Here is a 14,412-nt window from a genome sequence, read left to right as displayed (position 1 = left end):
CTTTGCCTGGAAATGCGGAATGATGTTCCGCGCTCCTAAACAGCATACAGCGCAATCTGCTCACAGTTTATTACTTTGTGATGCACTTCTCATGCGTCGTATAAACCGATCGAAATGAAACTTTTTGCCTTAGCAGTAATGGTGACTCTTTGGTCTGCCTGCTCAACCCATTTACCTGACAGTAACCTCAACGAACTGGCAGGCATGTATAAATTGCACATCATCGAAAACCTGGATTCAACGGGAGCCTGGCATGAACAGGAATGGGCAAGCGGAGGAACGGGATACATTGTTTATGATGGCAAAGGACACATGGCTGTTCAGATCACTCCCAACGGTTACAAAGATTTTGGTTGGCTGACAGAAGAAGAAACAATCAATAAAAAATTATTGCATCAAAAAATTGACAGCATGCCTGTTGCAGCACTTAAAGCTGCAGTGGAAGAATTTTCATCCAACTATGTGTACGTGGCGAACTATACAATCAATGACAGTGCTGGTATTGTCGAGCACCATCGTTTATCGCATAGCATTCCATCTGCCTGGAATACCAATGTGAAAAGGCAATTTACATTTGATGGTGACACTTTAATACTCAAAGTTTTAGATGCCAACAGAAGGTTAAAGTGGATCAAACAAAAGTAACCGTGGTATGAAGAAACAACCTGAAGAAGATAACTCACCTATTGAAAAATGGGAAAAGAAAATCGATTTGCTCGAAAAGAAGTTACATGAAACAACACTTGAGTTAGAAAAGAAGAACCGTGAACTAGAGATAGAAGCAGCATTGGATAAAGTAACCGTTGTTGCAATGAGCATGAAGCAACCTGACGACCTTCTGAATATTTGCGAAGTGTTGTTTATGGAACTGCAGGCACTGGGATTTATTGAATTGAGAAATTCGATGATTAACATTCATAATGATGCCGATAAAACATTTGTGAATTATGATTATTCCGATGCAATTGGAAAAAGCATCAATCATTTAGCTTACAACATACATCCTGTTATTGAAAACCAGGTAAGTCAGATAAGAAGCGCTGACGATGCATTTTCAGAAACAATTTTTTCAGGCAATGATTTAAAAGAGTGGAAAAAATTCAGGAAAAGAATCGGAGAAAAGGATGATCCGAGAATAAACAAAAGCACTGCACTCTACTATTATTTTTATTCAATCGGAAAAGGTGCTATTGGGATTTCCGCTTTTAGCCCTGTTATAGATGAAAAGCTTGAAGTGTTGAAACGGTTTAGGAACGTTTTCAGTTTATCGTATCAGCGTTACATTGATATTGCACTTGCCGAGGCGCAGGCCAAAGAAGCAAGGATTGAAACAGCACTTGAAAGAGTAAGGTCGGTTGCAATGGCAATGAGGAAGCCTGAAGAGTTGGCTGGCATTAGTGAAACCTTGTTTACAGCATTGAAAGCACTTGGATTTGCCGACCTCCGCAACACAGAAATTATTATTAACAACAATGCAAAAGAATCCATTGTCAGCTATTATTATTCTGATTATGGCATAACAGGAATTATTGAAGTCTTTTATAACAACAATCCAATAGTAAAGGCATGGGTGATAGAATTGAGAAAAGCCAATAATGCTTTTGCAGAAGTAATAATTCCGGAAAATGAAATGGCAACCTGGAGGGCCTACCGGGAAGAAATTGGTTATCTCCCTGATCCAAAGCTCAACGAAGCAACCTCTGTTTACTATTATTCCTATTCAATAGGGCTTGGAGCCCTGAGTATTTCGTCATTCAAACCTGTTGCAGCGGACCAGATAAAAATACTCGAACAATGCAGAAATGTTTTCAATTTATCCTATCAGCGTTATGCAGATATCGCACTTGCAGAAGCGCAGGCAAAGGAAGCCAGGATTGAAGCAGCGCTCGAACGTGTTCGCTCAAAAGCAATGAGCATGATGCAACCTGCTGATATGCTCGAAGTATGTACTGTGATTTCAAATCAGCTCGAATTACTGGGGGTTAAAGAAATCAGAAACATTCAGACTGCCATTTTCAATGAGGAGAAAAGCACTTACTTCAACTATGAGTTCTACACAAAGCACAATAAGACCATCATCACTGAAACGGACTACAAGAATCATCCGGTTCAAAGGGAGTTTGCTGATCAGATGCTAAAAGGTGCCGGTGAAGTTTTCATTTACTCATTCAAAGGAAACGAGGTGAAGGACTGGATTGCATATCAAAAGACGACCAACGTGTTTATTGATTCATTTCTTGAGCAGGCAACAGCGCTCTGTTATTATTGGAATTCTCTCGGACCAGTCGCGCTGGGAATGTCAACATATATTTTACTGAATAAAGAGGAGATCGAATTGTTCAAGAGATTCAAAAATGTTTTCGAACTCGCTTATCAACGATACAGTGACATTGCGCTGGCTGAAGCGCAGGCTCGCGAAGCGCAGATTGAAGCATCGCTCGAGCGCGTAAGAGGAAGAGCGATGGCAATGCACAATTCTGAAGATCTGTCAGCAACGGTGAATGTTTTCTTTAAAGAGTTGAAGACACTCGGCATCATTCCGATTCGTTGCGGCGTTGGCCAGGTAGCTGAAGCATCACATACCACGAGCCTTACCACTACAACTTATTCTCAGCAAGGCGACACCTTTCAGGTAATCGGTAAACTGAAACAGGAAGGACATCCGGTGTTGGAAGGAATTTATGATCACTGGAAACTTCAGCAGGAATATTTTCCGGTGTTGAGTGGAGATGACATCAAAGCGTACTATGAAGTTACCCAGGGCCAGATCGCATATCCTGAATACAGCACAAATGTCACACAATACGGCAATCAATTTCCTTTCAAAGAAGGATTCGTATTTGCCTGGACTGAAAATGAATTAACAGAAGAAGAGCGGAAGGTGTTTAGAAGATTTAGTTCAGTGCTCAGTCTCACCTACCGCCGCTTTAGTGACCTGAAAGAAGCCGAAGCACAGACAAGAGAGGCACAGATACAGTTGGCATTGGAAAGAGTTCGCGCGAGAACGATGGCGATGCAGCATAGCGATGAATTGCAGGATGCCGCAATAGTTTTATTTCAGCAGATAAAATCTTTAGGTGTAGAAACCGGCAGTTGTGGTTTTAATATCTGGGATAAAGATGAAGAGGTAGCGACCGTCTGGATGAGTTCTCCGGAAGGGGGACTACAAGCACCATTCAAATTGGTGCATACAGAAAGTGAAATCTATAAAGATGTTTATGAAGTGGCGCGAAGCCGAAAAGATTTTCTGGTGAAAGAAGTCAGCGGTGACACATTGAAAAAACATTTTGATTATTTATTGACAGTGCCCGGTATCGGAAGCGTTATAAAAAAACTACGAGAGACAGGCTATTCATTTCCGGAGAGCATGATATATCATTTCGCCTTTTTTAATCAAGGCTACTTGTCCTTTCATCTGCATGAATCCAGACCTGAAACTCACGATATTTTCAAGCGGTTCGCAAACGTTTTCCAACAAACTTATACCCGTTTTCTTGATCTGCAAAAAGCGGAAGCGCAGGCAAGGGAAGCAAAGATTGAAGTTGCATTGGAAAGGGTTCGTGCAAGCACAATGGCTATGCAAAAAAGTACTGAGCTCGCAGATGCTTCCCGGGTGCTTTTCGGACAAATGATCTCACTGGTGCCCAACCTGTGGAGCTGCGGTTTTGTACTCTGCGATAAAAATAAAACAGTTGATGAATGGTGGTTGAGTGGCGGTAATGGATATATGCCCGATTTGGTTTTACCGAATGTAGGCGATGCAACGCACGCAAATATTTACAAAGCATGGTTGCAAGGTGCTTCCTATCATGAAGAAGTAGTAGAAGGCGAAGCATTACAGCAACATTATCACTGGCTGATGACTATACCGGTTGCTAAGGCTGCATTTGAGGCGCAGGCTGCATCTGGTATTCCAAAACCTGTATGGCAGCAATTAAGCTGCGCCTATTTCACTCAGGGCTACCTGGTGGTGATTACCGAAACGCCCTGCCATGAAGCAGATATCTTAAAACGCTTTGCCAAAGTATTCGAACAAACCTATACCCGTTTCCTCGATTTGCAAAAAGCGGAAGCGCAGGCCAGGGAAGCACAAATAGAAGCAGCACTGGAGCGGGTGCGTTCAAAAGCCATGTCCATGTATAAAAGTGAAGACCTGCATGCAGCCGTGGCTATTGTATTTGAAGAACTGGAAAAACTGGATCTTGGTGTATTACGATGTGGCATCAGTGTTTTAAATAAACAAAGAAGATGTGGAAAGATTTGGCTCATATCTACAGATGGAGATAAAGCGGTAAAGGTAACGGGAGATGAGTCATTTGATATACATCCATTGTTACATGGCGCATTTGAGGCATGGCTTAAACAGGAAGATTTTTATTATGTATTGGAAGGAGAAGACCTCGTAAACTATTATAAAGCGGTACAGAATGCAGCATTCATGTTGCCGGAATCGCAGCTTTTGGTCTCTGAAACAAAGACTCTGCAATACTGCTTTGTTGCTGTTTATAATTCCGGCGGCTTGTTCGCATTCCAGGAAACAGCCTTTACAGAGGAAGGAAAAAAATTAATGCGCCGTTTTGCTGCTGTATTTGATCTTACGTACAAACGGTTCCTTGATCTGCAAAAAGCAGAAGCAAATGCAAGAGAAGCACAAATCGAAGTTGCATTGGAAAGAGTCAGAAGCAGAACACTCGCCATGCAAAAATCAGATGAGCTTGCCGAAACATCGGCAGTACTTTTCCAACAACTGATCCACCTTGGTATCGAACCCAATCGTTTATACATCGCCATTATAGAAGATAAAAATGGCTACACTGAATTCTGGATAACTGATGAAGACGGTTCCAAAATAAGTTCGGCATTTCATACTAACCTCAACGACAATCCTACCTTTAAAAGAATGCTCGATGGATGGAAGCAGGAGAAAAAATCCTTGATCATCGATATGCGTGGAGATGAATTACAGGAATATTTTAAATACCTCGAAAGCATTCATGTTCCATTCAAAGGTGGGCTCACACAAAAAAGAAAGTTGCAGCATATCGCTTATTTTGGAAAGGGGTTTATTGGAATAGCATCGCCGGTTGATCAGTCTGATGAAACGATGTTTTTACTGGAAAGATTTGCCGCCGTATTCAATCTCGCATTTACCCGTTTCAATGATCTGAAACTTGCAGAAGCACATGCAATAAAAGCCGAAGAAGATCTCATCAAACTGCAAACAGAAAAGAAAAGAGCAGAAGATGCACTAACGGAGTTGAAAGCGACACAAAAACAATTGATACAGTCCGAAAAAATGGCAAGCCTCGGTGAACTCACTGCCGGTATTGCCCACGAAATTCAAAACCCGTTAAACTTTGTCAATAATTTTTCTGAATTGAATAAAGAATTATTGACCGAAATGAAAGATGAATTGGACAAAGGAAATATGGAGGAGGTAAAAGCAATTGCCAATGATGTGATTGGCAATGAAGAAAAAATTAACACCCATGGAAAACGAGCGGATGCGATTGTAAAAGGCATGCTGCAACATTCAAGAAGTAGCAGTGGAGTAAAAGAGCCAACTGATATCAATGTTTTATGTGATGAATATTTACGGCTCACCTATCATGGACTTCGGGCAAAGGATAAATCATTTAATGCAATAATGAAAACTGATTTTGATGCGGCGATTGGAAAAATAAGCATCGTACCACAGGATATTGGAAGAGTGATACTGAATTTGCTCACCAATGCATTTTATGCGGTGAATGAAAAAGTCAAAAAGCACCATGAAGATTTTCCTGACGGTGCTTTAACAAAGGCAGGTTACGAACCAACAGTTTCAATAAGCACAAAAAAGACAGGCGATAAAGTAAAGATCAGCATCAGTGACAATGGCAACGGCATTCCTTCAAAAGTGTTGGATAAAATTTTCCAACCCTTCTTCACCACCAAACCGACCGGACAAGGAACAGGTTTGGGTTTATCGCTGAGCTATGATATTATTACCAAAGGACATGGTGGAGAATTGAAAGTTGAAACGAAAGCGGGCGAAAGAAATCCCGATAGTCTGGAGAATGGTGAAGGAACAACGTTTATAATCCTGCTGCCGGCTATCGGTTGATAAAAATAAGAATTACACAAATCCGGAATTGAATTCCGGATTTGTCCATACAACCTATCTTTAAATGCTAAATCAAAATTTTTCAGTTCAAGAAAAAAATAGTTTTAAGATCGAAACAAAAGAAAAAGAGTTTACTCACTTTAGCAGAACCATGTAATTTTAAAGTTCATTAACCGCGAAATAATGGCTCCTTTTCTCGTACCGCTTATTATCAGTTTGCTTCTTTCACAACGCCTGCGGAAGCATGCCATCCTTAACAATAAAAAGAGATGGGAACTGGTATTTAATATCAATATCTATTTCTCATCATTTCTGTTTCTGGTACAGTTTCTTGCACACGATTCTCCCATTTTCCGATGGGCATGGGATGTATTAATAATCACCATCATCGTCTTTTCCCTCAGTCAAAAAGAACTTCGCCCGTTGCGAATGTTTTTTTGGGCTTTTATTCCGGTTGTAATTGTGATGCTGGCAAGCCACCTGACGGAATTAATAAATGAGAATTTTTATAATGAATACGCAAACTATTTCGACAATGTAAAATCGTTGATGCTGATCTGGATGGCGGCCATTTTATTCAGTCAGAACAGGCAGCAAAAAGCGCAGGAAAAAGAACGCATCAAAAGACACCAGGAAGATGAATTGAACAAGGCGATAGCGATTCGAAAAGTAGAACTGGAAGGATTGGTGGCAGAGCGGACGGCGGAACTTACGGGGCAAAAAGAAGAGTTGCAACGTGCATTAACTGAATTGCGCAGCACCCAAACACAATTGATACATTCTGAAAAAATGGCTTCGCTGGGAGAATTGACAGCAGGCATTGCCCATGAAATTCAAAACCCGTTGAACTTCGTGAACAATTTTTCTGAGGTGAGCAATGAGTTGTTGAATGAAATGAAAACAGAACTGGAAAGTGGTCATACAAATGAAGCTATGCTGATTGCCAATGACGTGAGACAAAACCTGGAAAAAATAATTCACCATGGAAAACGCGCCGATGGGATTGTAAAAGGCATGCTACAGCATTCACGGGCAAGCACCGGAAAAAAGGAACCCACGGACATTAATGCATTGGCTGATGAATATTTACGACTCGCGTACCACGGATTGCGCGCGAAAGACAAATCATTTAATGCTTCGCTGAAAACCGATTTTGATCCGGACCTCGGAAAAATAAATGTGATCCCCCAGGATATCGGACGGGTAATTCTGAATTTGCTGACCAATGCATTTTATGCGGTAAGCGAAAAGAAGAAAATGAGTGCAGCAAATTCAGGATACGAACCTACCGTTTCAGTAACCACAAAAAAAGCAGGCGGTAAAGCTGTGATCACCATCAGTGACAACGGTAATGGCATTCCACAACATGCAATGGAAAGAATATTTCAACCCTTCTTTACCACCAAGCCAACAGGACAAGGAACAGGATTGGGACTTTCCATTTCTTACGACATCATCACCAAAGGACATGGCGGAGAATTGAAGGTGGAAACGAAAGTGGATGATGGAAATCCCGATAATTCCGGGAAAGGAACAGGAACAATATTTACCATTTACTTACCAGTGAATTGAAGATAGGCGAAAAGAGGCGTAGCCTCAATAAATAGTATAACAACGGGTTTCAACCCGTTGACAAAGCAGCAACATTAGAACGAGAACCGACGAACGAAGCATTATTGATTCACATAGTGGTTTAACAAGATACAACTGATGAAAGTATTAGTAGTCGACGATGAACATGACATGCAACTGCTTTTTGAACAACGGTTCAGAATAGAAATACGTGAGCACCAAATTGAATTTGCATTTGCTTTTTCAGGTGAAGATGCATTGATCTATCTCCATCAGCACCACCAGGAAGCCGTGTTGATTCTTTCTGATATTAACATGCCCGGCATGAGTGGACTTGAATTACTGAAACACATCAAAGAAGAATATTCGACACCGCCTCCACCGGTTGTGATGATGGTAACTGCCTATGGTGACCAGGAGAATTACAACATGGCCATGAAATTAGGCGCAGATGATTTTCTCACCAAACCCATTGATTTTGTTGCGTTAAAAGAAAAATTAAAAACCAGGATCTTATGACAAAAATTTTGGTAGCCGATGATGAAGCGGACCTGGAAGTACTCATCAAGCAGAAGTTCCGCCAGAAAATCAGGGAGCAGAAATATGAGTTTATGTTTGCTATCAATGGCAAAGAGGCTTTGATTAAGATGCATCAAAATCCTGATATAGCCATCTTATTGTGCGACATTAACATGCCTGAAATGGATGGACTTACGCTATTGACCAGGCTCAATGAAGAATGTCCGTTGGTGAAAGCAGTGATGGTTTCAGCATACGGCGACATGGACAATATCCGCATTGCTATGAACCGCGGAGCTTTTGATTTTGTAACCAAGCCCGTGAATTTTGAAGACCTCGAGCTCACGATGGAAAAAACCATTCAGCATGTAAATCAAATCCGGCAAACATTGAAAGCCATTAAGGAAAACAACATCCTTAAAATGTATGTGGATGAGAATGTGTTGAAATTCATGGGTAGCCGTGAATTCGAAGCATCCATCATGGCCAATGAAACCATTGAAGCATCGGTAGCATTTATTGATATCTGCAGCTTCACTGCCATCAGCGAAAACGAGACACCTGATGTAGTGGTTACATTGCTAAACCGCTATTTTGATCTGATCGCAAAAGAAATCATAGCACAGAATGGGTTCATAGACAAATTTATCGGTGATTGTGTAATGTCAGTATTTAAAGGTCCATACCATCTTGATCGCGCTATTGATGCCTGTCTTTCCATCAGGGATAAAATTGAGGCATTGCCCGCAGCAGGAGTTAATTTTTCACCCAAGGTTTCCATTGGCATCAACAGCGGTGAAATGATTTCCGGCAATATCGGTTCCGCTACTATAAAAAGGCTGGACTATACCGTTATAGGAGACACTGTGAATACAGCACAACGGCTGCAATCGGCGGCTGGTGTCGGACAGATTTTAATTAACGATGCCTGCTTTGAAAAAGTGAAACAATCTTTCAATTGTAGAAAAATCGGTCCTGTTAATCTCAAGAATAAAGCCCACGTTGTAGTTGCCTATGAAGTATTAAACTGAATTATAAATCTGCAAGTAAAATGTTCCAACCTGAATTTTCAGATTATTGAATGATAAGTTTCCTCACCAGTCTTTCACCATTTCCGGTTATAGCAACAAGATAAACTCCGGCAGGCAAATCTGCAGTTTTGATTTCAAGTGATCCTGAAACCGAATGTTGGCTGCGTATTTTTTTCGCATGCAGATCAAAAATTTCCACCAGGTTATTTTCAGCAATGCCGCTGATCGTAATGTGATCGGTGGCAGGGTTGGGATAGATGGAAACCGTCATCTCCTGCTGCTCTTCATTCACCACGCGTAATTGTGTATCTGAAAGCCTGGCAACATACAAATTTGATTTCGCAACTTTCTTCGCACCAAAATACATTTGCGCGCCTCCGATACCGGAAATGCCGACCCACTTTTTGTTTTGACTGATATCAAGACAACTTACTGCATCATAATTTTTTCCGCCGGAAATACTGGCCCACTGTGCAGTTCCGCTGCCGTTGTATTTCACCACAGCAATTTCATTAGCACCCGGATTAGCAGCAGTGGCGGATACTGATCCAAAAGTTACCGTTGCACCTGAAGTGAATGCCACATAAGTATCACCGTCATTGGCTACTGCGAGATCATTCGCAAAATCTCCCGTTGTAGCTCCACCTCCGGTGTGCAGCCATTGCATTACATAATCTGCATTGTATTTGGCAATAAATATTTCTGAATTTCCGGGTGATGTAATCGTCGTTCCGCTTATGGTTGCTGTATAGGGTGAAAACCCGCCGAAATTTCCCGCCAGGTAAATATTGCCCGCTGCATCAGCATCAATATTGCAGATGTAACCATTGGGAATATCGCCTACATCGCTGGTATAAATAAAATTACTTGCCTCATCAAACCTTGAAACGAAGTAATCATTGAACGATCCGAAAATGGTGTAGTCGCCGAATGTGGTATAACCTTCACCAAAATTTCCAAGCACATAGGTATTCCCCAGGCCATCCACAGTTATCCGGCTGCCTGATGAATTGCCTCCAAACTGACTGTTTGTTTGACGTGCCCAGGCAAATGCGCCTGTGATACCATTGTATTTAATCACACACATATCATACACTGATCCTGGCGAAGCAAAATAGTAGGAGCCCTGCACATTCATGCTGCCGGCAAATTTTCCGGTTACGTAAGCATCACCGGCAGGATTTACTGCCACATCATAAAAGAATTCCGAACCTGTTCCAATCGTATGGTCCCACCATTGAAGTGTGCCTGCACTGTTGATCTTCATTATAAAAGCATCATTCTGCCCGGTGCAGGGCAAACTGCTTCCATCATAAACCAGATCTACCTGGTAAAAACCGGTTAAAAAAATGTTTCCGATTGCGTCTGTTGCAATGCGTTGCACAGTAGAACTCTCATTGCTGCCAATAATTTTCACCCATTGTACTACACCGTTCTTATTCGTTTTTGCTATAAAACTATTGTATTTGAATGGTGTGGTGGAGGTGATATAATAAGCACCCACATAATCATCACCGTAAAAAGTACCTGCTACATACATGTTGCCTGCCTTATCAAAAGCAAATCCGTTGACAGATGAACAGCAACTGATATTTTTAGCAGCGTCCCAGGTAAATGACTGAGAAAATGCAGACTCTAAACTAAATAGCAGGAGCAGTGTAAAGATTGATTTCATTTTTTATGATTTTTGTGAGTACCGTCAGGGAAAGATAAATAAACATTCATTAATCAACATTGCAATGTTTTTGGATAGCTGCTTCGTTGCTGTTATAATTGATAACCTTTTTGATAATATATTGTTAAGTGGATGTGGCCGCATAAAATAATGAGAATAACCACATTCAACTTAATAAAATCTGAAGTTTGCATCTTGTAAATTATTGTAACTGCAAACAGCAGCGACTTGGAAAAAATAATATCCCGATCTAATAGCCTAAATTCAACACTTGAGAAATCTGATGGAGCTGATGAAACAAATATTTTCATGCATTTTTTTCTTCTGGCTTAGCTCCTGCTCACAACTACTTTTTGCCCAATCCGAAAATCTTCATTTCGAATACATTACCATTTCTGAGGGCCTGCCGCATAACACCGTTTTTTGCATCATGCAAGACAGGAATGGTCTTATGTGGTTTGGTACGCAGGATGGACTGGTACGATATGATGGATATGAATGCCATGTGTTTAAATACCAGGAGTCGGACACGACGGGCTTTCAGGGAAAGAGTATTCATTGTCTGCTCGAAGACAAAGAAGGAAACTTATGGGTAGGGACACAGGGTAATGGCATCAATTTTCGCGATAGCAAAACTGGCACTTTCACCAACCTGAAAAAGGAACCGGCGTTAAAAACCATTTCAGAAAGCTGGATCAATACTTTGTGCGAAGATCAAACCGGCCGTATCTGGATCGGTACCATTAATGAAGGGTTATTGATTTATAATCCAAAGACGCATGCTGCTAAACATTTCGATAATAAGAATTGTCATTTAACAGACAATGCTGTTTCAAAAATTATTGAAGATGGAAAGGGAACTATCTGGGTAGCAACAAGTGGTACGGGTATCTATTATTATGATGAAAAGAGTAAGGACTTCCAGAAAATTCATTCCACTATTCATGGCGATACAGATTTCGATAGTTTCAGAAAAACACTATTCACTGACAGCAAAGGCAATTTATGGATTGGCACGGAAGGGTCAGGCTTATATCAGCTTAAGATAGATACCAAACAGCTTCAACGTTTTACTCTGCAAAATGGATTGGCATCCAACAATATTATGGGCATTGCAGAAAATAAGAATGGTGAGTTATTATTAGCTACAGATGGCGGCGGCTTAAATATTTATCATCCTGAAAAACAGTCTTTTTCGGTGTATCAATACAATCAGGAACAAAAATCACTTAACACAAATGCTTTATTTAATGTATGTATTGACCGCGATGAAAATGCATGGGTAGGAACCTACAACGGTGGTGTAAATGTGCTTAAAGTCCATAAGACCTGGTTTGAAACATTGGTCCATTCCGGTAATAAGCCTGGCGAATTAAGTCAAAGGTCTGTGCTGAGTTTGTGTAAGACCACCGACGGTTCCATTTTCGTGGGGACTGACGGTGGCGGACTGGATATTTTTGATAAAGTGACCAGCACCTTTTCCATTATTCACAACGATCCTGCCGGTTACGGGAATGTGGTAAAAACAATATTTGAAGACAGTCAAAAACGTCTTTGGCTCGGCTATTTCAATGATGGATTAAGTTTCTTCGATCGCAGGAATGGCACTTTCACTCATTACCGTTCAGTTGCCCATGACTCCATGAGCTTAAGCGGAAATAACGTATGGTCTATCGCTGAAGGCGAAAAAGGAGTTTTATGGATCGGTATTATAGGTGGTGGCGTAAATCTTTTTGATCCTGCAACCGGACATTTCAAACGCTTCAGCCATCAACCTGATGATCCTTTCAGTATTGCCAGTGATGATGTGATGACCGTATTTATAGATAAGCATCAACAGGTTTGGATCGGCACAGCCTCCGGCGGCCTTGACCTGTTTGAAAAAAGCACGGGTCATTTTACACACTTTAAACGAGAGCAAGGAAATGCGAAAAGTATTTCGGCAAATGACATCAGGTGTATTTTTCAGGATACAAAAGACAGGCTATGGATTGGAACGGAAAGTGGTGGATTAAATCTTTGGCTGGGCAAAAATGAATTTCAGCACTTCACCACCGAAAATGGTTTAATCTCTAATGCCATCATGGGAATTGCGGAAGATAGCAGTGGTTATTTGTGGCTCAGCACATTCAATGGCATCATACGTTTTGATCCGGAAACTAAAAAATTTTTGAATTTCGATTTTCATCATAATCCTTATACTACTTCCAATCAATTTAATCAGGGCGCTATATTAGCTGATGGTGAAGGCACCCTTTACTTTGGCGGCATTAATGGTTTAACATTTATCCGTCCTGAAAAAGTGCGTATTTATGAAACCAAACCTGCCATTGTGTTTACCGACTTCAGAATTTTTAATAAATCGGTGCCGGTTGGAATGTTGCCAGACGGGCGCACGATATTAAACCAAAGTCTTCAGGAAGCATCAGAAATACATCTTTCTTATTACGACAATGCTTTCTCATTTGAGTTTGCAGTGCTGGATTATACAGAACCTTTTAAGAGTGACTATGCCTATAAAATGGATGGCTTTGACAATGGCTGGCGAAACACAAAAGCTGACCAACGCCTGGTTACTTACACGAATCTTGACCCCGGCACCTATACTTTCACGGTAAAAGGAACCAACAGCAATGGTGTCTGGAGTGATGAAAAATCAATGAAGGTTATTATAGCTCCTCCGTTCTGGGAAACCTGGTGGTTTAAATTACTGGTGTTGATTTTTGTGGCCGCCCTTATTTGGCTGGCATTGCGCATATATACTACCAGACGTGAAATGGCTTTGAAACAAAAAGTGCTGGAATCAGAACGCTCCATTCTTACACTTACCAATGAGAATCTGACTTCCGAGCAAACAATTTTACACCTGCAAAATGAAAAACTTGAAGTAGAAATTAAATCAAAGAGCGCCGAACTGATGGCCAATGCAGTACAGACTGCTCATAAAAATGAAATCCTGATTGGTGTAAAAGAGCAATTGGAGGAAATCAATAGTGCTGCTGACAAAGAAAAAGCCGGCAGGTTAATCAGAAGTCTGAAATCTACGCTGAGTACAGAAATAGAAGGGGAAAAAAGCTGGGAGCAGTTCACCACCTATTTCGACCAGGTGAACCAGAACTTCATTACTGAACTTTTGAAGAAGCACCCTTCCCTAACTCAAAACGATTTGCGCATGTGTGCATTAACCCGACTCAATATGAGCAATAAAGAAATGGCTGCTTTACTGAATATCTCTGTGCAGGGAGTAGAAAAAAGCCGGTATCGCTTAAAAAAACATCTGGGTCTGACCGTTGAAGATGACTTAGCTGCTTATTTAAGAATAATCTGATAATGCACAAAAGGCTTCTTTTTGACTGCATTTTAATACGTAAATTACCTGTTTATAAAACTATTAATGGGTGTCCAGCATTTGTCTGGCAGGTATATTAGGATATCAGTTATCGCACAGATTACATTCGCCCATGTTTCTTTCAACCTTTCCATTTCTTTTTTGTTCACTTCAACTAAAC

Annotated in this window: 7 protein-coding genes; 6 read left to right on the top strand and 1 reads right to left on the bottom strand. The window is 40.9% G+C overall.

Annotated elements, in window-relative coordinates; genetic code table 11:
• Window positions 1-114: 114 nt before the first annotated feature.
• The 5 genes from IPO83_11160 (at window position 115) to IPO83_11140 (ending at window position 9,228) form a co-directional block, all read left to right on the top strand.
• Window positions 115-645, top strand: a complete 531-nt coding sequence (locus tag IPO83_11160) for a lipocalin-like domain-containing protein (GenBank protein ID MBK9731824.1) — start codon at window positions 115-117, stop codon at window positions 643-645.
• A gap of 4,051 nt (window positions 646-4,696) precedes the next feature.
• Entirely contained in the window at window positions 4,697-6,106 is a 1,410-nt protein-coding gene (locus IPO83_11155) for a two-component sensor histidine kinase (GenBank protein MBK9731823.1), read from the top strand.
• Window positions 6,107-6,289: 183 nt separating this feature from the next.
• Window positions 6,290-7,678 carry a histidine kinase gene (locus IPO83_11150; protein MBK9731822.1) on the top strand — a complete coding sequence of 463 codons (1,389 nt, stop codon included), beginning with the start codon at window positions 6,290-6,292 and terminating at the stop codon, window positions 7,676-7,678.
• Window positions 7,679-7,816: 138 nt separating this feature from the next.
• The gene (locus IPO83_11145; protein ID MBK9731821.1) at window positions 7,817-8,197 is read left to right on the top strand and encodes a response regulator; all 381 of its coding nucleotides are present in this window, start codon (window positions 7,817-7,819) and stop codon (window positions 8,195-8,197) included.
• Window positions 8,194-9,228 (top strand): response regulator, encoded by a 1,035-nt coding sequence (locus IPO83_11140; protein ID MBK9731820.1) that lies wholly within the window; start codon window positions 8,194-8,196, stop codon window positions 9,226-9,228. Before IPO83_11145 ends, IPO83_11140 begins: the two co-directional genes overlap by 4 nt.
• Before the next feature lie 43 nt (window positions 9,229-9,271).
• Here IPO83_11140 and IPO83_11135 read toward each other — a convergent pair whose 3' ends face one another.
• A complete protein-coding gene (locus IPO83_11135; protein MBK9731819.1) occupies window positions 9,272-10,903 on the bottom strand; it encodes a T9SS type A sorting domain-containing protein in 1,632 nt (543 codons plus the stop codon).
• A 430-nt stretch (window positions 10,904-11,333) separates the two neighbouring features.
• On the opposite strand from IPO83_11135, the gene IPO83_11130 reads away from it, so the two are divergent.
• On the top strand, window positions 11,334-14,231 hold the full coding sequence (locus IPO83_11130; GenBank protein MBK9731818.1) for a two component regulator propeller domain protein: 2,898 nt from the start codon (window positions 11,334-11,336) through the stop codon (window positions 14,229-14,231).
• Window positions 14,232-14,412 lie beyond the last annotated feature (181 nt).

The sequence above is a fragment of the Chitinophagaceae bacterium genome, assembly GCA_016717285.1.
Classification (GTDB): Bacteria; Bacteroidota; Bacteroidia; order Chitinophagales; family UBA10324; genus JACCZZ01.
Note: the sequence above shows the minus strand (reverse complement) of the source record. Positions and strands in the feature narration are given on the sequence as shown.